We start from the raw sequence: 20,770 nt of genomic DNA, 5'->3' as shown, positions 1-20,770 counted from the left end.
ACCTGCAATTACAACTGAAAACTTTTTCATTTTCTCCATTCCCTTCTAGCATTCTTTGTTTTTTTAATACTTGTTTATTCGTCTGTTGTTAATCCTAAATAGCTGTCAACAGCTTTTCTTACCGTTGTCACCTGTAGGCCATAAACAACCTGAACATTTTTATCCTTAATTACAACTCCACTGGCACCTGTTTCACGTTTCAAGACTTCCTCATTAACCATCTCTGGATTATCCAACGTTAAACGAAGCCTAGTATAACAATTTGTTACTGTTTGAATGTTACTTGCTCCACCTAAAGCATCCACAATTACTGGAGCAATACCAGTTGAACCTTGCGAACCAGAGGTTCCAGTTTTTTCTTGGCTTTGCTTTTCCTTTAGATCCTTCTTCGTATATAATTTTGTCTCTTGGCCTTCTTCTTCTCTTCCGACTGTCTTGAAGTTAAATTTCTGAATTAAGAAGCGGAATAGGACATAGTAGATAACAAAGAAGACTAAACCGATTAAAATGTACATAGGCCAGCTTGTTTTTTCGATTCCAAGTGGTAAATTGAACAACAGGAAGTCAATCATACCGTTCGGCCCAATTGCTCTTACATCTAAGAGACTAAATGTCACCATTGCTAAGCCACTTAAAGCAGCATGTACAACAAATAGTAATGGTGCAACGAACATGAACGAGAATTCAATTGGTTCTGTAACACCAGCGATAAAAGAAGTAACGGCGGCAGGAATCAAAATTGCCTTAACCTTTGCCTTGTTTTCAGGCCTTGCCGTATGATACATCGCTAAACAAGCACCAATTAGACCAAACATTTTTGAAATACCACGTGCATCCCAAACAACGGATGACGAAAGCTGTTTTACAGTTGGATCTGCTATCTCCGCATAGTAAATATTTCTAGCACCTTCAAAGACTTGTCCACCAACCTCTGCTACACCACCTAATGAAGTGTATAAAAATGGTGTATAGATTAAGTGGTGCAGCCCAGTTGGAATTAATAAACGTTCCAACATACCGTATAAGAATATCCCAAAGCTACCACTGTGATTTATAAGCGTACCAAGATTGTTAATGCCACCTTGGAAGAACGGCCAAATATACGTTAGAGCGATGGATAAAAGTACAACTACTGGAATGAGTACAATAAAAACAAAACGAGATCCACCGTAGATTTGGAAAGCACCGTTAAATTCTATATCAACAAATCTGTTATGAACGAGAGCGGTTACAATCCCAAGAATAATTCCGAGAAAAACGCCCATATCAAGGATTTGAACACCTAAAACAAGAGTTTGTCCAGTACCTTGCAGGGAGTCACCTTGGAACAATACCCCGCTTAGGTCCATAAAACGATTCATCGCATTCACAAATACCAAATAACCTAACAAAGCTGTAAAACCAGCAACTGCTTTTTCCTTATTAGCTAACCCTACAGTAATACCAACACAGAAAATCAGTCCCAAGTTTCCAAGTATCGAAACAAGCGATCCGGTTAATATTGAACCGAAGCCAGTCGTAATAGGATTATCTAAAAATGGAATAACTTCTAATAACCTTGCATTTGTAAATAAATTTCCTAGAGCAATTAATATACCTGCAATCGGCAAAATAAGCACTGGAATGAACATCGCTTTTGAAAAGCGCTGCATACCTTCCATCAATTGAGCTTTCATTTAGCCGCACCTCCTACATCACTTAATTTCTTTCGACACGTTTAGAATACAATGCAAGCGTTTTATAGTCGATAGTTTCAGCATGATTAAAAACGTGTTTCACATATTGAAACACGTTTCATTGGTTACTATTCTTTTTCGCGCTTAGATTCTCAACATACTGCTTAAGAATGAATTCAAATAGCAATAGCATTTTAGGAAAGAAGCTGTTTGGCAGCATATTTCGATCATCTAGCTTATTGTCATCCGAAATTTTAAAATTTAATTCAGATAGTTCGGCAATACGATTCTCCGTTTCCTTCGTGAAAGATGCAGTAAACACATGATGTTCTTTGGCTGCATGCAACTTATCAATTACAGTTTGTGTCTCACCCGACTTTGATATAACAACTAATGCCCCGATATCCTCAAGGTTATTTTCAAATATGCCAACTGAATCAGTAGCGCTGGCAATAATTGTTTTCCGACCTAATACTAATAGTTTTTTATAAAAATACTCTGCAGCTATGGATGAAAAACCGGTGGCATATATAAATATATATTTCTGCTCTAGTTGTAAAACTTTCCTGATAAATGTTTCAATATTTTCTATTGAATTTAGGGTTAAAAAATCAGATTGAGTTATCTGCAAAAAGTCTTCTGTTTCACCATTTTGGGGTACCTCTACCTTCTTAATCATTGGTAAGAGTTGATAATACATATCCACAAATCCGGTATAGCCTAACTTTTTCGATAAGCGAATAACAGTAGCAGGCGATGTGAAATTCTCTTTAGCAATTTCACGTACTCCTTTTTGTAAAACATTATCAATATTACTTACGATATATTTAACGATTTGAACGTCTAAATCCGTTAAACTTTTCCCTTGAATAATTTTACTAATATCAATCAAACCTAATCACTCTCATTCTTGTGCCTCTAATAATCGTTTTTATTATGCCTCATCTCTAGTCGTTCAATCAAATAGTGGCGGACGAAAAAAAATCCCGGATTCCTTTGAAGCAATCCGGGAAAATATTAATTCTATAGTGAAATTTGTAATGCCTATCTGTAAGACACTAGTTTACTGTTCCCCGTTGCATCAAGATCAAGACTCCGACTGAAACTCATCTAGTAATTCGCGCACTGCATCCGTTGACTTTGCGCTCATCAACTGGTTTCTTAACTCACTTGCCCCTCGAAATCCCTTAACATAAATCTTAAAAAAGCGACGAAGTTGTCCCAAAGAACGTGACTGCAAATGTGCATACTCGTCAAAAAGATCAAGATGCAATCGCAGAAGTTCAAGCAATTCCTCACTGCTATGTTCTCTTGGTTCCTTCTCAAAGGCAAACGGGTTTTTAAAAATCCCTCGCCCTATCATAATTCCATCCACACCGTATTGTTGAGCGAGCTTCATACCCGTTTGGTGATCAGGAATATCGCCATTAATCGTTAAAAGAGTATTTGGGGCCACCTCATCACGAAGTTTCTTGATCTCCGGTATCAATTCCCAATGAGCATCCACTTTGCTCATTTCCTCTCTTGTACGCAAATGAATCGATAAATTAACAATGTCTTGTTTCAATATGTGTGTGAGCCAGTCACGCCATTCGTCAACTTCTGCGAAACCAAGCCTTGTTTTCACACTTACAGGCAATCCACCTGCTTTTGCTGCTTGGATTAATTCAGCTGCAACCTCTGGACGACGAATCAGTCCGCATCCTTTTCCATCCTCAATCACATTATCTACAGGACAGCCCATATTGATATCGATACCCCGAAAACCTTGTTCAGCCATACCGATACTCATTTTCCGGAAGTGTTCAGGTTTATCGCCCCATATATGTGCCACAATAGGTTGTTCATCTTCTGTAAACGTCAAACGTCCTCGTACACTTTGCTGTCCTTCTGGATGACAGTAACTGTCCGTGTTTGTAAACTCCGTAAAAAACACATCTGGTCTCGCCGCTTTACTAACGACATGCCGAAAGACAACATCTGTCACGTCTTCCATGGGTGCTAGTATAAAAAATGGCCGTGGTAATTCACGCCAGAAATTTTCGTTCATCTTTCATTCAAATCCTCTCATTATGGGATGCTAGGTTACACCTACTCCCAAAATATCATCTTTTACACTTATATCATGATTCCACACTTTTTATCAAACAGATTGAAACTGTTTATTTTCACCAGATTGGATTTTATAATAGGTCATCCAGTTTTGTTCCGAGATATTTTTGAGATTAAACGAAACATTCGCATGTACTTGATGGGTCGGATGGTAACTTTGCATGCGCTAGTTCCAGGACTTGGAAAATACGGCCTACACATTGATCAAAAATGTTATTTTTTTCCACTTTCACATCTTTTTAAAAGAAAAAAGTGTTAAAACCATGCGCAAATCCACTATTCGCATGCTTTCGATGGGTCGGTTGGTATTTCCGCATGCGCAAGTTCCAGGACTTGGAAAACATAGCCTCAACATTGATCAAAAAAAGTTATTATTTTCCACTTTCACATCTTTTTAAAAGAAAAAAGTGTTAAAACCATGCGCAAATCCACTATTCGCATGCTTTCGATGGGTCGGTTGGTAATTCCGCACGCGCTAGTTCCAGGACTTGGAAAATATGGCCTACACATTGATCAAAAATCTTATTATTTTCCATTTCTACATCTTTTTAAAAGAAAAATGTGTTAAAACCATGCGCATAACCAACATTCGCATGCATTAAGCACACGCTCAAATGATTAACATCCAATATAAAGCCACGCGCCCCTTACCACATGTCTAAACCACAAAAGTGCCCGCCTCTTATTCAAACCACACAAGAGACGGGCACTTCATCATTTTAACCTAACTTATTTACTCAAATACTCATTCAAAAATTCTTTTGCTTTTGCACTATCGGCAACAACTTCTAAACCTGTGTTAACTAGAGGACTTACTGTTGAAACAGCCTTCATTTTGTTACCTTGGTAGAACGTAATGAATTCCTCTTGGTTCACAGAATAAAGAATTGCCTTACGTAATGCTGCGCTTTCTGACACTTCACGGCCATTCATATTGAATGCAAGGTAAGAAACTCCATTACTCTTGTTTTGTTGAAGTGTTAATTTTTCATCTTCGTTTACAAGATCATATTTTGTTTCAGGTACACCATTTAAAATATGAATTTCTCCGTTACGTAATGCAGATAAAGCACTGTCTGAATCTTGGATGAACTTCACAACAACTTCAGAGATGTTCGGTTCATTTTCGGTTCCAGCCATATAAGCAGGGTTTTTAACAAAATGTGCTTCATAATCATTTTTAGAAGTTAAGATATATGGGCCACTCGCATATAGATGATTATCGTAGCTTGCCCCTTCTGTTACAGTTCGTTGATCTCCATAAGGGATATCTTTATTAATATCAAAGCTTGCTACATCATACGTATTGATGCTTTCCACTTGTTTTTGTGAAACGATACCAGCAGATTGGTGAGCTAAATAATTCAATACCTGTGGGAATGGGTTCACAGTTGTTACTTTCACAACCTGATACACACCAGAATTGTTATCTGCTTTTGTTTTATCTGATACTAATTGAGAGATTTCTTGGCCAATTCCATCTTCTAGTGCTTCACGAATTGTTTTGCCATCTGCCGTTTTTCCATCAAGCTCGCTTGCATCAGTCACGATCGAGATTTCTTCCATGTTTTCATGCAGACTGAATGTACGGTGGTCAGGAACAGATTTTGAATCCTTTGCACGGTTTAGAGAAAAGACAACATCTTCTGCTCCAACACGTTCACCCGTATCAACTGCTTTATTATCACTTACAGCCGCGAAATTAATATCATCACGAAGTAAGAAGTAGTAGTCTTCGCTTCCTTCAGCAATCGCATGATTTAGAGAAAGAGAACCATCGGATACTACTTGGTCATCATCAGTTAGGTTTACTAAACGTACATACATATTTGTATTTAATGTATTGATTGAACCATCATTACCTTTGATTGGGTCTAAAGAAGTTAACGAGCCAATAGCCTGATGTACAATCAACGCCTCACTATCACGTTTTGATTGATCTTTGAAATCATATTTTTCCCACACTGCCGCTCTTGATTTTGGTAGACGAACAGTTGATTCATCTATCAATTGTTCGTTAACAGCTTGCGCTTTATAGGAAGTAAATAGCGGTACAATATAGGCATTATCTAAAACAACGTGTTGTTCTAATTCTTTGTATGTTTCTTGGTATTCTTCTGGTAATTGAGTAGCTGCTTTTTCAACTAATTCATCCACTTTTTCATCAGCGAATAAGCTATTATCACCGTCAGAAGTAAATAAGGAACGAACGGCGTAATCTGGGTTACCCGTAACAGTTGTCCAGCTACTTACTGCTAGATCAAAATTACCCGCTTCTTTTTGTGCAGTAAAGCTGCCGTAATCTGGTTGGATATTTAATTTTACACTGAAACCACTTTTTGTTAACTGGTCACGTAAAATGTTCATATCATCTTCGCTTGTTGCCATTCCTAAAATTTCAATCGTTGGTGCTTCCCCTTTTGAATCTGATTTAGCATCATCACTTACATCTGATTCAGTTTGAAGACAGCCTGTTAAAAGCAGCATAAGTGCTAGTAGTAGAAAACCTAATTTCTTCATTAGTATTGAACCTCATTTCGTTTTGTATTGTTATTTAAAAGTAAAAACTATGAATCTAATTTTGGATCTAGCGCATCCCGTAAACCATCCCCCAGGAAGTTAAAGGAGAGAACCAATAGAATAATCGCGATACCAGGAAAAATCGCTAAGTATGGGTTGGTTTCTAGATACATACTTCCGATTTTTAGTATATTGCCCCATTCAGGAATATGTGGTTCCACACCCAAGCCTAAGAAACTTAATGAACTTGTCGCAATAACTGCCGTACCAATTGTTAACGAAGCTTTAACTATCATCGGAGCAAAGGCATTGGGAACAATCTGTTTAAAGATTATTTTCCATTCTTTTTCTCCTAACGCTTTGGCTGCTTCAACAAATTCCAAGTTTGAAACCATCAAGACATTTGCCCGCATCGTTCTCGCATAGGTCGGAATAGAACCAACACTTAATGCGATAATTAAATTAAACGTACTTGATCCAAATGCGGCTATAATCGCAATCGCTAAAAGAATCCCTGGCACAGCGTACAGCACATCTAGCAATCTCATAATAATATTATCAACCGCTTTTTGATAATAACCAGAGATGGCACCTAGAAATCCACCAATTACTAATGGGATTACTGTTGTCAATAGACCCACAATCAAGGAAATCCTTGCTCCAAAAATAATTCGAGTAAAGACATCTCTACCAAAATTATCGGTGCCAAAAGGATGTGCCAAGCTTGGTTCTAAAAGGAGTGAATCATAGGCATTGTCTGTAGCAAAGGTACCAACAAAGGTTCCGTAACTAACAATTGAGATCGCAAACATTAAAAACACGAATAAAAACCCAAGCATAGCAGTAAAATTATTGGCCATGCTCAACCAAAATTTATTCCATTTATCAATGGTGGATCCATCACTGCTTACTGACTTCATTACCAAACTATAGCCAAGTATTAAACCAAAAAAGTTACCTGTTAGTCCAATCAAAAATACGATAATACCAAACCATTTAAAAAGTGGTTTTACACCCTTTTCTAAATCAGTTCTAGCAAGGATGATGATCAGGATGAACTCTATGACCATCGCGACTAGTAATAGTGTCATCGTAATCACGAAACTATTCGAAACATATGGTTTAAACAAATTGAACAGTGAAATGGCAAAAACCAGAAAATGCGTAAGAAACATATAATAGGCAAACGTGTACTCAATCGAGTCCTTCTTTTTTAACATTCGAAACGCAAATGTCGCGGTAAAGATATTCCCGACAAAAATGCTGAGTATTTGAACAGCACTCAAGAGTCTTGTGCGCTTCTGAACAGCCCCGAAGGTTACTAAATCCTTTCTGAGAAGAAGAGCAATGAGACCTTGCCATATGGTTGTAACAAAATAAGCAGCCGATACAATTACCCATGCTACACTCCAAATCCCTTGTGAAAAATCATAGGCGTTGAAAGCAAATATCAACGTTAATACGAATGAAAGACTCAGAGAGAAATTAGCATTCTTATAATCTTGTGATTGTTTTAGTGTAAACTCCTGTTGTGGCGTCATTTCATTCACCTCTTAAGAACTTTTCATTTGAGAACGAATTCTCGGATTCAATAATGCGTAAATTATATCAACCACAAGGTTTACAAGAGAAATTGTAATTGCGATATAGACCACTCCGGCCAAGATTGATGGAATATCAGGTACAAATTGCTTATCCACTATATAGCTTCCTAATCCGCTTATATTGAAGACCTTCTCCGTAACTGCGGCACCACCAAGCATTCCGCCAAACTGTAAGCCGATCACAGTAATAATTGGAATCATCGCATTCCTTAAAGCATGCTGGATTAAAATCTTTCTAGGCTTCAATCCCTTGGCCTTCGCTGTCACAATGTAATCCTCATTGATTACCTCAAGAATGGATGAACGTGTCATCCGAGCAATCGATGCCGTCAAACCTGTTCCGAGTACAATAACCGGCATAATAATGGAGAGCCAGTCTTTTGGTGAATAGGTCGCCGGTAACAAATGCCATTTAATAGAGAAGTTTAAAATAAATACTAATCCCTGCCAGAAATTTGGTATCGATAACCCGATTAGGGCGATAAACATAAAACTGTAATCCCAAATGGAATTACGCTTTGCTGCCGATATAATACCAACTGGAATCGCTATAATGATAGCCATCAACAAGGATAATACGGCAATTAACAACGTAATAGGAAACTTATTCGCTATGCTTTCGGCAATGTTCTCATTACCTGTATAGGAAAACCCTAAATCGAAGGTTAGGATCCCTTTTATTGCATCCGTAAGCTGTACGATATACGGCCTATCGAGACCGTATTGGCGATTAAATTCCTCTCGCTGTTCCATCGTAGCTGCTTCCCCTAGAATGTTTGCAGCTGGATCCGATGGTGAAAAGTGCAAAATTGTAAAAACAAAGAATGCTACCGATACAATCACGAAGATCGTCATCAGTAAGCGCTCGAATATATATCGTAGAATATATTTGGAATAAATCCATAAGAACAAATACATGAGGATACCTGGTATAAAACTAACCCTAATAAAGGAAGGCTTATTTAAACACCCTTCAAAGAATTGTTGATAGGTCGATTCTTTAATGTTACTATCTATCATTCTAGCTTTAGCCAAGTCTTCAGCCTGTTCATCTGCAAGCTCCCTAGCCTCACGATGCATCTCTTGCTCATTTAACGGTTCATTGAAATATCGCTTTTTACTTTTATATTGGTCTTCGTAACGCTCAATCCATTCGCCGTATGTAGCAGAGTGTTGAATCGCTTCTGTCTCTTTTTGGAGTAATTGCTTATAAGACGAGTTAGTAGATTTAAATTGGTAATAAATCCAAGTAACCAAATGAACAGGAAGCCCAAGTAGTATAAAGAAAAAATGCAATAAAGGCTGTGAACGAATAATACGATAGTATTTTGCAAATCTAGAATCTATTTGTTCTTTTGTACGATCCTGTTCAGAAAGCAAATACTCACCCCCCTAGGAGATTATAAATCTTGATAATTCCGATTGTTTTAGTGTATATTAAAACCTGTAACAGTATAAAAGTATATTGATAAAGCATTTACATGTCAACTTAAAAAAATTCATATATATAATTACTAGAAAAAGAGGCACTTCACAATGGAAAAATTACTTACAGTCAACAATTTGCATATATCTTTCCTATCTAATAATGAAGATTTCGAAGCTGTCAAAGGCGTTACCTTCGACGTTCGCAAAGGGGAGACACTTGGTATAGTTGGAGAGTCTGGTTCTGGGAAAAGCGTTACGGCTCGATCGATTATGAAGCTGTTACCGTCCCCCCCAGCATTAATGAAAGAAGGTTCTATTGAATTTGACGGTAAACAGATTTCTTCTTTTACTGATAACGAAATGGAGAAAGTTCGCGGAAAAGAGATTAGTATGATTTTCCAGGACCCCATGTCCTCATTAAATCCAACCATTAAGGTCGGAAAACAAATCGACGAAGTCTTAATTAAGCATCAAGGTCTATCATCAAAAGATGCTAAGCAACAGTCCATCGAAATGCTGCAACTGGTCGGAATTAAAAACCCAGAAGAACGGTACAATCAATACCCTCATGAGTTTTCAGGAGGTATGAGACAGCGAGCTATGATTGCCATGGCACTTGCGTGTCGACCGAAGTTATTGATTGCAGATGAACCAACAACAGCACTTGATGTAACAATTCAGGCACAAATCTTACGTTTGATGAAGAAAATACAAAAGCAGTTCGGCACTTCCATCATCTTAATCACTCATGATCTAGGGGTTGTTGCAGGAATGTGTGACCGGGTTGTTGTCATGAAAAAGGGAGAAGTCGTTGAGACCAATACAACAGAGAAGATATTCTCCTCACCTCAACATCCTTATACAAAAAAACTATTAAATGCCTTACCTCGGTTAGATGAAAAGAAACAACCGAAGGGTCAACTCGATTTACCAGAAGATATTAATCCAGATCGCCCCTTACTTGAGGTACGAAAATTAAAGCAGATCTATCCATTAGGCGGAGGTAGAACGTTAAAAGCTGTCGATTCTATTAGCTTTTCGATTCAACCGGGCGAAACCCTGGGCCTCGTTGGTGAATCAGGCTCTGGAAAATCGACCACCGGAAGGCTGTTGTTACGCTTGCAAGATGCAACCGAAGGAGAAATCCTCTATAAGGGTATTGCGATCAATCGACTAAATAAGAAAGAATTAAAGCAACTTCGCAGGGAAATCCAGATTATCTTCCAAGATCCATATGCATCACTTAATCCGCGCATGAAGGTTCTAGATATTATCGGACATTCCTTAGATATTCACAAATTGGTGAAAAACAAGGCAGAACGGAAGGCTCGCGTTGAGGAGTTATTAGAGCTTGTCGGCCTGGAAAAAGAACATGCACAACGATTCCCACATGAATTTTCAGGTGGTCAGCGCCAACGAATTGGTATCGCCCGGGCTCTTGCCGTAAATCCAAAATTCATTGTTTGTGATGAACCGTTATCTGCGCTGGATGTATCCATGCAAGCACAAATCGTGGACCTATTAAAAGACTTACAGAAAAAACTGGGGTTAACCTACTTATTTATCGCCCATGATCTATCGATGGTGAAGCATATCAGTGACAGAGTGGCCGTTATGAATGCAGGTAAGATTATTGAACTTGCCGAAAGTGAAGAACTTTATGGCAATCCGCTCCATCCTTACACAAAATCACTGCTAGCAACAGTCCCAGTTCCGGACCCTGCAATCGAGAGAAATAAACTGAAGCAAGAAATGTCGGAATTGCCCAGTTTTGATTTCAGTCAAGAGACATTACAGGAAGTAAAACCTGGACATTTCGTATTAGCATAATTAACGTGGCCTATTCCATCTGCATATATCACGCAGGAGGAATAGGCCTTTATAGTAGGTAGTCTTTCTATTCTGTCCAAATGCGGCATTATTTGGAATGTTTATCCATTTACAAATGGTTTTAAAGTTAAAATACTATTAAAGTATGCGAAAATGTAGGTTATGCATGCTTTTACTAGATTGGGTGCCACTATTTCATGCGAATGTTCCAATATTAGGTAAATATAGGTCCAAACGCGACATTATTTGGAATACTTATCCATTTGCGCATGGTTTTAAAGTAAAATTGCTATTAAAGCATGCGCAAATGTAGGTTATGCATGCTTTTACTAGATTGGGTGCCATTATTTCATGCGAAAGTTCCAATATCAGGTAAATACAGGTCCAAAAGTGACATTATTTGGAATGTTTATCCATTTGCAAATGGTTTTAAAGTAAAAGTGCTATTAAAGCATGCGCAAATGTAGGTTATGCATGCTTTTACCAGATTTGGTGCTACTGCGCATAATCTAACGATAGGGCATTTATTTTTTAAACGTGTTTTTCTAATAAGCCTCAAGAATCCCTACTAAAATACTGATGTTGGAACATACACATTCTTATTGCATTATGATATTCGCCACCAACGAAAAATTCATCGATTAGTTCTCCTTCAAACTGAAAACCAAGTTTTTGATAAATGTGTATCGCCTTTTCATTGGTTTTATCAACGATTAAATACAGTTTATACATATTTAAAACGGAAAACGCATAGTCCATTGCTAAGTATGTTGCAGACTTGGCATATCCATGTCCTTGGTGATTTGGATCAATAATAATTTGGAATTCAACCCGACGATGGATATAATCTATCTCTACTAATTCTACCAGTCCTACCATTTCATCGCCTTTTTGCACAATAAATCTTCGTTCACCCTGATCGTGAATATGTTTATCATATAAATCCTGTAATTCTACAAATGACTCATATGGCTCCTCAAACCAATAAGACATGATGTTTGCATTAATATTTAATTTGTGGACAAATCCTAAGTCCACTCGTTCTAATGGCCTTAATTTTACATCACTCATTACCTTCATCCTCCGAATTCGAACCTCTTACAATTAAGTATTTCCTTTTTACCCCTTTTATTGACTTTTTTTCGAAAAAACTTCAGCTGTTTTCAAGAGCCAAGGAATTCGCTCGCTTTTTTATAGACACGTCAAAAAGGTAAGACAACTACAAAAAAGCAGAAGGTATAGATTCACTCTATATCAGCTGCTTTCCTATTAACCAACTCAAACCAAGCGACAGCTTTATATAAGCTAAAAACCGCATTTAGTAATGGGCGGTAAATTATGTAGGTTTGCCTTATTCTTATTGCTACCCACTAATTACGCATTAAAGCGCCATTAGCCTTTGGTAAGTCTTGCTCTGTTATCTGGTTGATTTTACAAAAGTGTTCAAAGAACTGTTGTGCAAGCTCTTTTTCCCGTGAGTCACTTTTCAACGATACGATATCACGTAAAATTTGAGCCATCCACAGATTCTCAAAATAGCGGTATTTACCTGTATTCCAAGTCATCCTGTGAGGAAGCTTTTCATTTACGTAATAGTTCCAGAAAAGCATCTGATCCGATTCTTGTTCTGTAAGTTGGAGTCTGTATTTTGAATGTGCAGGAATATTTCCGTCTTCACAAAGCTTACCAATAAAGCCTTCACTCACCATATACACGCCTAAGATACGTCTGTCTTTTTCAGGCTTACTAGAATCAACTGATGTTAAAAGAACAGCGCTATTTTGGTGTAGACGGATAGGTTTGTTGGGCTTTCCTTTATTTACACCACTTTTAATCAAACCTGAAAAAACCTTCCACTCAGAAAGAGAACTAGCCTGTTCTTCGGTGTCACACCAGAAAACCATTTGAGATTCCGGATGAAGCTTATGATTTTTCATAAGTTTTTCATATTCCAAACGAAGTTCGTGTTTTTTTCGTTGTAATTTAATTGCCTCTTCCTTCTTCTCTTCTTCCTGCTTAAGTTCCGCTTGCTTCTCTCGTATCAATTTTTCAAGAGAATTCGCGATATTTTTATCATGCAGTTTTAGGTGCTTTGCGAATACATCAGGGAAAACAAATTTTTTATTTTCCGATTCAAAATGTATTTCAATACTTGAGTCATTATGATCAACGACACTTCCCATGCCAAAACGCTTGTGTGTAACTTTCTTATTGATTAGATTCATTATTCTAGTCCTCCTTGTAGAATAAATATTCAGATACTAGTACCTACCGATTATTCATTCAAATAACTTACCTTTTAAAGCCCACACGACTTTTCCTTTAGTCAAAAAAACAATTGTAAGAGTATTGTAACATTTTTTTGTAAAAACCACAAATTTATTGTTGACAACCCAATTTGCTATAAGGTAAAATAAAATTTTATTATTTGTTTCCACTGCATAATCCATGCTGCTCACACGCTAAAAAGCACCAATCCTTAAGGAGTGGTGCCTTTTATTTATCCTATGCAGCATATTTGTATACTACTACTTCTTTTCCGCTAATTTCTTTAGAATTTCTTCACAAATTTCATGTGTTTTCAATGCATCTCGTGCAGAAATGAGAGGTTCTGAATTTGTGCTGATGGCGTGAATAAAATCGTTTACCATTTGCTCGAACCCTCTTTTAACCAAGGTTGGCTCCCAATCACTGCTACGAACTTCACTATTTTCCAATCCCTTCGAAATAACCAGATTGGATACATTGGTGACCGTACGTTTCTCCAACGGCCCCATAACTTGGGCAATCTCCTCAGTTGTTCCATTATCCCTATTCATAATGCCGATTGCCGTGCCACTTTTCGATACTAATTGAAAGACAACATGATATAAAGATCCATTTTCCAGACGGCCATTCACGATTAAATCTTCAATCGGGTGAGGGAATAAATACCTCATCGTATCTACTACATGGATAAAGTCATCAAAAATAAACGTTCTTGGCTCACCAGGCAAATTATTTCGGTTTTTCTGAACCAGCACCATATTCGGATCTGATGCTTCTTTTAAACTTACATACGAAGGGGCAAATCTACGATTAAACCCGACCATAAGAATAAGACCTCGATCCTCCGCCAGTTCAACTAATCTCTTAGCACTTTCATAGTTGTTTGTAATTGGCTTATCCACAAACACATGGATTCCATGATGAAGAAGCATCTCAACAATTTCTTCATGTGAAGATGTCGCTGAATGGACGAACGCTCCCTTAATTCCACTCTCCACCAGAGATTCAAGATTTGTGTGTATATGTTCAAACCGATACTGGTCAGCAATCGCTTGTAACTTTTCTTGGTTTCTTGTGTAAAAATGAAACTCTATTTCCTTTAATCCACTATAAACGGGAAGATACGCTTTTTGGGCAATATCTCCAAGTCCAATAACTCCGATTTTTATCACTATCAAATCCCTCTCTTCGGCCTCTCACAGTTTTACCATTAATAAACGCTGTATCAAAAGGTGATAGTTTAAAACCCAACCTTCTCCAAATACAACCCTTCTGCATCCGCCAGACGACCTGTTTGAATTCTTTCTTTTGATTCGAGAATACTCGGAATGGATGCAGCATCTTTCTCTCCTAATCCAACTTCAATTAACGTTCCTACAATTTTTCTCACCATATTGTATAGGAAGCCATTGCCTCGCACTTTGATTTCAATAAAGCCCTCATTTTCAGCTATCTCAAGTGAGTATATTTCACGCACCATGGACTTTTTCTTCGACTTTGCGTTGGAATAGGAAGTAAAGTCATGCTTGCCAAGAAAATAGTGAGATGCCCTTCTCATTTTTTCAACATCAAGCTTTTCCTCCACATGCATACTGTACTTTCGCATGAAGGGATGTGAGTACTGCTTGTTCCAAATCTTATATAAATAGGTTTTATCCTTCGCATTATAGCGAGCATGAAATCGGTCATGTGTTAGTGTTACATCCACAACACTAATGTCATTAGGAAGATATCTATTTAGATACTGCTGGACATCTTCTTCGGTTGCATCTTTACGCATTTTAAAATTAGCGATTTGAGCAAGAGCATGTACTCCTGCATCTGTTCTACCTGATCCAATGATCTCGATCTTTTCTCCTGCCATCTCTGTTAATACATTTTCAATTTTACCTTGAATTGTATTGTCACTATTCCCAAGGCGTTGCCACCCCTTGTAACGGCCACCATCATATTGAATCGTTAATTTATAATTGTTCATTGCGTTCTCCTTATTGAGTTACTATTTGCATTCTACCTTCACTATGACGTCCCGTAGATTATAAATGATAAACAAAAGCCCGCTCTTAGACTAGGCTTTTATAATTTCGACTACATACTTTACATCCACATCGTAAATTTGTGTTATGAAAGAAGCTATATCTTCTTTTATATTGTGGACATATACATACAGAGGTAATTTACTTTTCCTTTTGAAAATCATCAAATAGTTCACGAAGAAAATCTCTTCTCCCATGTAATATCCTATGAATAATAATTGAATCATCCATTATTTTATAAAAAATCAGATATGGAGGTACTACTATAAATCGAAAGCCCCGTCCAACTAGAGTATATTTCTCCTCAGAAAGCACTGTACCTATATAAGGAAATTCAGCAAGGCCTTCTATTTGGAAATCTAGATTTTCAAGGAGTCTTTCGCCAGCGGCAACATTATCGTGTGAAATATAGGAAAAGATTTCATCCATATCGTCTATTGCAGAAGGAGTATATTTAATTTCTTTCTTTTGCTGCATTAATTTTTCTCCGAATGGTTTCGATTACATCATCATGATTTACTAATTTTGCGCCTTCCGCAACCTGCTTTTCTGCAACCAAAAGCTTGGATTGGAGTTTATATCTTGCTTCCATTCTTCTGAATGTTTCATGACTCATCACGACCAAATCAGCTTCACCATTACGAGTGAGTACCACTGGTTCATCTAATTCATGACAATATTTTGAAAATCCATTATAGTCTTGGCGAATTGTTGTTGAAGGTTTGATATTCATAAGATTCTCCCTTATAACATTATTCTAATCATATTATAACATTATTCTATACATACCACGAGAACAATATAACAATACAGCATCATCTTGTGTTCTAAAAAAGGGAAATCAATTTTAGGGGAAATCAGACTTTCATAGGGTTGGTTGAGATTCGAGGGAAATTAAAGCAAGTAACCAATAAGGAGTCTAAGCATTCGTAATACAGTTCTGTAATAGTCTCAACTGACATTAACCAAATAACACTCTTATACTACCTTCTTTTTGTGCTGTTGTTAAAATGGGATTTATAAGTTTTGATTTGTAGGTGTTGAAACGAGTTAAATTTCTCTTTGAAAAGGGCGGATTTTTTGCGGCTGTTACTGTGACACTTTTGAAGGATTGGATTCGTTTTAACATGATTTTTTTCACATAAGCAGATTGGAGCATTCTAGGAACTGAGGATAATAATAAAAGGGGACAAATGCCTTTGAGGAGCTTGTACCTTATTTATTTTCCCATTCAAAGAATTATCTGTCACTGTTATTATTCAAAAAAACCAAGAGAAAATCCTCTTGGTTTTTGACTTTATTATTCACCAGTTTCAGCAAAACGTTTGATTCTTTCACCGATTTGGTCACGAACTCGCTGGAATACTGCCCATTTTTCTTCATCTGTTCCTTCTGCTTTTGCAGGATCATCAAAGCCCCAATGATCTCGTTTAACATGTGGTGGTGTCATTGGACATTTATCTGCTGCATCTCCGCATAGAGTCACCACAAAATCAGCATTGTTTAGGATTTCATTATCAATAATATCTGAAGTTTGGTTTGAAATATCAATACCTACTTCTTTCATTGCTTTTACCGCATTTGGGTTTAAACCATGTGCTTCTATCCCCGCACTTAGTACGTTCCACTCATCACCTAAATACTTCTTTCCCCATCCTTCTGCCATTTGGCTTCTGCATGAGTTACCTGTACATAAAAAGTAAATTGTTTTTTTTGACATAATCGAAATCTCCTTTTTTGTTTAATGAATAATAAGTAACCAAATATATAATCCAACTAACGTAATGAACAATGTTGGAATAGTTAGTATGATACCTGTTTTGAAATACGTACCCCATGAGATTTTGACACCTTTTTGTGAAAGAACATGTAACCATAATAATGTCGCAAGAGACCCAATAGGCGTAATTTTTGGTCCTAAATCTGAACCAATCACGTTTGCATAAATTAGTGCCTCTCTTATTACTCCAGTCGTATTCGTATCTGCGATTGCCAAAGCATCAATCATGACTGTCGGCATGTTATTCATGATTGAAGACAGAATCGCCGCAATGAATCCCATTCCGATTGTTGCTGCAAAAAGACCTTGATCAGCTGTAGCTTGAATAAGATCAGACAATATATCCGTAAGTCCTTCATTTCGAAGTCCATAAACAACTACATACATACCAATTGAGAAAAATACGATATTCCAAGGTGCTCCCTTTATAACAGACCTGGTATTTACAGCATTACTTCTTTTTGCCATAAGTAAGAAGAAGATGGCTACTATACTTGCGATAATGGATACAGGAATTCCTGTAAATTCACTTGCAAAGTACCCAATAAGTAGTATCCCTAACACAGCCCAGGATAGTCGAAACATTTTCATATCACGGATTGCTTCTGTTGGTTTCTTCAATTGAGTCATATCATAATTCGTTGGAATACTTTTACGGAAAAATAGATATAAAACCAAGATACTAGCAACTAATGAGAAGAAGTTTGGAACAATCATTCTTGAAGCAAACTCTACAAATCCAATACCAAAAAAGTCGGCAGATACGATGTTAACTAAGTTACTTACAACGAGAGGAAGTGATGTTGTATCTGCAATAAATCCACTTGCCATGATAAAAGGAAATACCATTTTTTCATTAAAGTTTAGGTTTCGTACCATCGCTAATACAATAGGAGTTAAAATTAAAGCAGCTCCATCATTTGCGAATAAGGCTGCAACCAACGCGCCTAGTATAGATACATACACAAACATCCGAACCCCGCTGCCTTTTGCCGCTCGTGCCATGTGTAGTGCTGACCATTCAAAAAAACCAATTTCATCTAAGATTAAAGAAATAATAATAATAGCAATGAACGCTAATGTGGCGTTCCAAACAATAGATGTAACATCGACTACATCCTTAAAATCTACCACTCCTACAAGCAGGGCTAAGACGGCTCCACCACAAGCAGACCAACCGATGGATAAACCCTTAGGCTGCCATATAACTAAAACGAGTGTAATTAAGAAAATAAATGAAGCTAAAAGTACTGATATCAATCTAAAACCTCCTACTACTTACATAGATGTATTAGTATCCCCCTGATGTCGGATCAATTAACAATCGCATTTTATAATTGAGATTTCTTGCAATTGATCAATAATAGACTGAATATATGGAGGCAACTCATCATTTAAGCGATAATGTTTCCATGTACCTGAGGGTCTTTCAACAACAATTCCAGCGTCCTTCAACTTCTTCAATTGTTGACTAACTGCCGGTTGAGAAATATTCAAAACACCAACAAAATCACAAACACAGACTTCCCCTTTTTTAAGACATGCTAATAGCTTTAAGCGGTTGGGGTCACTTACAGCCTTCAGCTGTTTTGCCATTAATTCAATGTTCTCCATTCAGTCTTCTCCTCCCTACATAAGGATTCACTTATATAACATTTTGCTTATACAATAATATACTACTCTTATAAAAAGCTCAACGATGAATTTTATGTATTTGATTAAAGTGAACCCATTAAAAAACTAGAATTAATAACTAAAAAGCTATACTATTATTATTGAGATAATTTAAACAATTTAAATGGGGAGAGTTGTCCATGACACAAGTTAGTAAGCACAATTATTATAAGGAATTAATTGATTTAAAAGATGTAGAAGCAGTCGAATCTCAGATTCAGAGTTTGCTTGATGCTCCGATTACATCCGGTTCTGACCTAGAAAACTGGTTGAAAGATGAAAAGGATTTAATGGTTAAAATAATAGAGGCGGCTACGGGTCACCAAGTTGACTTCTATCGAAATACGGAGGATGCGGACATTAAAGCAACGTATCTTCACGATCAGCAAGTTATTCAACCCCTTCTAATGAAATACGAAGCAAAATTAAATGAGAAAGTGATCAACTCTCCTTACATAGATGAATTAGATGAAGACCGTTACGGCCTAATGCGACGCGTTCGTGAGTCTAAAGTTAAATTGTTCAGAGAAGAAAACATTCCTTTAATGGTTAAAGAACAAGAGCTCTGTACGAAGTATAGTGAGATTATGGGAGGGTTAACCGTTGAATGGGAAGGAGAAGAAAAGCCTTTTCCGTTTATCCAATCCCAACTTGACAACCTAGACAGGGACGTCAGAGAAAAAGCATATCACGCGATGATGGCAGCTTATCGTCAAATCAAGTCCGATATGGATGCCATCATGGATGAGTTGGTTAAGCTACGTCATCAAATTGCTTTAAATGCAGGTTTTGAAAATTATCGTGACTATATGTTTGTGGTCAAGAATCGTGAGTATAGTGTCCAAGACTGCTATGACTTTCATGAAAACGTCGAGAAACATATTATCCCAGCTTGGAATCGACTAGCAGATGTTTTTAAGACAAAGCTTGGTGTCGATACGTATCGTCCATGGGATAACACAGCAAAGTTGATGAAAAACCCACCATACTCCGAGGTGTCTACTCTTATGGATGGCGTTTCTGAGATGCTAGGGCAAACCGATCCATATTTTAAAGACCGTTTCGAGTACATGAGAGAGCATGGGTTACTAGATTTAGGAGATCGAAAAGGTAAAAGCCCTGGTGGTTTCTGTACCTCCTTACCTGTTTCAGGCGATACTTTTGTCTTTGCCAACTTCAGTCCATCTTTCTTTTCACTGATTGCATTAATTCATGAGATGGGACACGCGGTGAATGGGTACCTTCAATTTTCTGAACATGGCCCAACTGAAGATTACCAGCAACGTATGGAAGTAGCTGAACTGTATTCCCACGGGATGGAATTACTCTTATTGGATAAGCTAGATCGTTTTTATCCAGAAGAAGAGGATTTTAAGAGCGCACAGCGTGAAGAGTTAAGACGTGCATTCACAATGTTATACGGTCCATTGTCAGGAGACCTCTTCCAGCATTGGATGTATACAAACCCTAATCATACCGCCAAAGAGCGTGATGAAAAATACTATGAAATCTCAAAACGTTATGGCCTAAACCCTGTTGACACTTCTGGATTCGAGGCAGAAATTGGTATGAGCTGGGCAGGTACCCTTCATTATTTCGAAGTACCTTTCTATAATATCGAGTACTCTATGTCTATGCTTGGTGCTCTACAATTACTTGAGAATTATCAGAAAGACCCTGAGCAAGCGATCGAATCCTTTAAAAAAGGAGCGAGTGCGGATTACAATCAATCCATCGCTGCTATTTACCAAGAAACTGGCGTCGATTTTGATTTTTCAGAGTCAGCCGTTAAGCGTATGGGTGAATTCTTAGAAAAGGTTATTCAAGAGATTCAGTGACAAA

17 protein-coding genes are annotated in these 20,770 nt (G+C 37.4%); 2 read left to right on the top strand and 15 right to left on the bottom strand.

The genetic code is table 11. The features are described 5' to 3' along the window. Positions 1 to 74: 74 nt before the first annotated feature. The 6 genes from CZ490_RS20940 to CZ490_RS20915 all read right to left on the bottom strand — a co-directional run bounded on the left by CZ490_RS20940 (position 75) and on the right by CZ490_RS20915 (position 9,292). A complete protein-coding gene (locus CZ490_RS20940; RefSeq protein ID WP_077620673.1) occupies positions 75 to 1,676 on the bottom strand; it encodes a PTS transporter subunit EIIC in 1,602 nt (533 codons plus the stop codon). 118 nt (positions 1,677 to 1,794) lie between these two features. Then, positions 1,795 to 2,568 (bottom strand): MurR/RpiR family transcriptional regulator, encoded by a 774-nt coding sequence (locus tag CZ490_RS20935; RefSeq protein ID WP_077620672.1) that lies wholly within the window; start codon positions 2,566 to 2,568, stop codon positions 1,795 to 1,797. Between the two features lie 195 nt (positions 2,569 to 2,763). Further along, positions 2,764 to 3,726 (bottom strand): tRNA dihydrouridine synthase, encoded by a 963-nt coding sequence (locus tag CZ490_RS20930; RefSeq protein ID WP_077620671.1) that lies wholly within the window; start codon positions 3,724 to 3,726, stop codon positions 2,764 to 2,766. A 791-nt stretch (positions 3,727 to 4,517) separates the two neighbouring features. Continuing rightward, a complete protein-coding gene (locus CZ490_RS20925; RefSeq protein WP_077620670.1) occupies positions 4,518 to 6,308 on the bottom strand; it encodes an ABC transporter substrate-binding protein in 1,791 nt (596 codons plus the stop codon). Between the two features lie 47 nt (positions 6,309 to 6,355). Then, positions 6,356 to 7,849 (bottom strand): ABC transporter permease, encoded by a 1,494-nt coding sequence (locus CZ490_RS20920; RefSeq protein WP_077620669.1) that lies wholly within the window; start codon positions 7,847 to 7,849, stop codon positions 6,356 to 6,358. 12 nt (positions 7,850 to 7,861) lie between these two features. Then, the gene (locus CZ490_RS20915; protein ID WP_077620668.1) at positions 7,862 to 9,292 is read right to left on the bottom strand and encodes an ABC transporter permease; all 1,431 of its coding nucleotides are present in this window, start codon (positions 9,290 to 9,292) and stop codon (positions 7,862 to 7,864) included. Positions 9,293 to 9,448: 156 nt separating this feature from the next. Here CZ490_RS20915 and CZ490_RS23065 point away from each other — a divergent pair, with 156 nt between their 5' ends. Continuing rightward, positions 9,449 to 11,170 (top strand): ABC transporter ATP-binding protein, encoded by a 1,722-nt coding sequence (locus CZ490_RS23065; RefSeq protein WP_077620667.1) that lies wholly within the window; start codon positions 9,449 to 9,451, stop codon positions 11,168 to 11,170. A gap of 555 nt (positions 11,171 to 11,725) precedes the next feature. Here the strand turns inward: CZ490_RS23065 and speG are convergent. From speG to CZ490_RS20865, 9 genes are all read right to left on the bottom strand, one after another. Next, a complete protein-coding gene (gene speG, locus CZ490_RS20905; RefSeq protein ID WP_407639793.1) occupies positions 11,726 to 12,241 on the bottom strand; it encodes a spermidine N1-acetyltransferase in 516 nt (171 codons plus the stop codon). A gap of 299 nt (positions 12,242 to 12,540) precedes the next feature. Further along, the gene (locus CZ490_RS20900; protein WP_077620665.1) at positions 12,541 to 13,395 is read right to left on the bottom strand and encodes a malate synthase; all 855 of its coding nucleotides are present in this window, start codon (positions 13,393 to 13,395) and stop codon (positions 12,541 to 12,543) included. A 303-nt stretch (positions 13,396 to 13,698) separates the two neighbouring features. Further along, positions 13,699 to 14,610 carry a Gfo/Idh/MocA family protein gene (locus CZ490_RS20895; protein ID WP_200801613.1) on the bottom strand — a complete coding sequence of 304 codons (912 nt, stop codon included), beginning with the start codon at positions 14,608 to 14,610 and terminating at the stop codon, positions 13,699 to 13,701. A gap of 68 nt (positions 14,611 to 14,678) precedes the next feature. After that, positions 14,679 to 15,416: a tRNA pseudouridine(38-40) synthase TruA gene (gene truA / locus CZ490_RS20890; RefSeq protein WP_077620664.1), complete on the bottom strand. Its 738-nt coding sequence runs from the start codon at positions 15,414 to 15,416 to the stop codon at positions 14,679 to 14,681. A gap of 199 nt (positions 15,417 to 15,615) precedes the next feature. Beyond that, positions 15,616 to 15,951 carry a type II toxin-antitoxin system RelE/ParE family toxin gene (locus CZ490_RS20885; RefSeq protein ID WP_077620663.1) on the bottom strand — a complete coding sequence of 112 codons (336 nt, stop codon included), beginning with the start codon at positions 15,949 to 15,951 and terminating at the stop codon, positions 15,616 to 15,618. Then, positions 15,929 to 16,207, bottom strand: a complete 279-nt coding sequence (locus CZ490_RS20880) for a type II toxin-antitoxin system Phd/YefM family antitoxin (RefSeq protein WP_077620662.1) — start codon at positions 16,205 to 16,207, stop codon at positions 15,929 to 15,931. The genes CZ490_RS20885 and CZ490_RS20880 overlap by 23 nt, the downstream gene beginning before the upstream one ends. Before the next feature lie 567 nt (positions 16,208 to 16,774). After that, positions 16,775 to 17,194, bottom strand: coding sequence for an arsenate reductase (thioredoxin) (gene arsC / locus CZ490_RS20875; protein WP_077620661.1), 420 nt, complete (start codon positions 17,192 to 17,194; stop codon positions 16,775 to 16,777). 21 nt (positions 17,195 to 17,215) lie between these two features. Beyond that, positions 17,216 to 18,514 carry an arsenic transporter gene (locus CZ490_RS20870; RefSeq protein ID WP_077620660.1) on the bottom strand — a complete coding sequence of 433 codons (1,299 nt, stop codon included), beginning with the start codon at positions 18,512 to 18,514 and terminating at the stop codon, positions 17,216 to 17,218. Positions 18,515 to 18,571: 57 nt separating this feature from the next. Beyond that, the gene (locus CZ490_RS20865; RefSeq protein WP_077620659.1) at positions 18,572 to 18,868 is read right to left on the bottom strand and encodes an ArsR/SmtB family transcription factor; all 297 of its coding nucleotides are present in this window, start codon (positions 18,866 to 18,868) and stop codon (positions 18,572 to 18,574) included. A gap of 200 nt (positions 18,869 to 19,068) precedes the next feature. On the opposite strand from CZ490_RS20865, the gene CZ490_RS20860 reads away from it, so the two are divergent. Then, positions 19,069 to 20,766, top strand: a complete 1,698-nt coding sequence (locus CZ490_RS20860) for a M3 family oligoendopeptidase (RefSeq protein ID WP_077620658.1) — start codon at positions 19,069 to 19,071, stop codon at positions 20,764 to 20,766. Positions 20,767 to 20,770: the final 4 nt, after the last annotated feature.

Origin of the sequence: Litchfieldia sinesaloumensis, from assembly GCF_900156865.1 — a bacterium.
Classification (GTDB): Bacteria; Bacillota; Bacilli; order Bacillales; family Bacillaceae_L; genus Ferdinandcohnia; species Ferdinandcohnia sinesaloumensis.
Note: the sequence above shows the minus strand (reverse complement) of the source record. Positions and strands in the feature narration are given on the sequence as shown.

What these genes read in the sequence shown, in the direction of transcription:
- CZ490_RS20930 (WP_077620671.1), bottom strand. Translation starts at nt 3,726, where the DNA reads ATGAACGAAAATTTCTGGCGTGAATTACCACGGCCATTTTTTATACTA.
- truA (WP_077620664.1), bottom strand. Translation starts at nt 15,416, where the DNA reads ATGAACAATTATAAATTAACGATTCAATATGATGGTGGCCGTTACAAG.
- CZ490_RS20920 (WP_077620669.1), bottom strand. Translation starts at nt 7,849, where the DNA reads ATGACGCCACAACAGGAGTTTACACTAAAACAATCACAAGATTATAAG.
- CZ490_RS20880 (WP_077620662.1), bottom strand. Translation starts at nt 16,207, where the DNA reads ATGAATATCAAACCTTCAACAACAATTCGCCAAGACTATAATGGATTT.
- CZ490_RS20885 (WP_077620663.1), bottom strand. Translation starts at nt 15,951, where the DNA reads ATGCAGCAAAAGAAAGAAATTAAATATACTCCTTCTGCAATAGACGAT.
- CZ490_RS20900 (WP_077620665.1), bottom strand. Translation starts at nt 13,395, where the DNA reads ATGAATCTAATCAATAAGAAAGTTACACACAAGCGTTTTGGCATGGGA.
- CZ490_RS23065 (WP_077620667.1), top strand. Translation starts at nt 9,449, where the DNA reads ATGGAAAAATTACTTACAGTCAACAATTTGCATATATCTTTCCTATCT.
- CZ490_RS20860 (WP_077620658.1), top strand. Translation starts at nt 19,069, where the DNA reads ATGACACAAGTTAGTAAGCACAATTATTATAAGGAATTAATTGATTTA.
- CZ490_RS20940 (WP_077620673.1), bottom strand. Translation starts at nt 1,676, where the DNA reads ATGAAAGCTCAATTGATGGAAGGTATGCAGCGCTTTTCAAAAGCGATG.
- CZ490_RS20865 (WP_077620659.1), bottom strand. Translation starts at nt 18,868, where the DNA reads ATGGAGAACATTGAATTAATGGCAAAACAGCTGAAGGCTGTAAGTGAC.
- speG (WP_407639793.1), bottom strand. Translation starts at nt 12,241, where the DNA reads ATGAGTGATGTAAAATTAAGGCCATTAGAACGAGTGGACTTAGGATTT.
- arsC (WP_077620661.1), bottom strand. Translation starts at nt 17,194, where the DNA reads ATGTCAAAAAAAACAATTTACTTTTTATGTACAGGTAACTCATGCAGA.
- CZ490_RS20925 (WP_077620670.1), bottom strand. Translation starts at nt 6,308, where the DNA reads ATGAAGAAATTAGGTTTTCTACTACTAGCACTTATGCTGCTTTTAACA.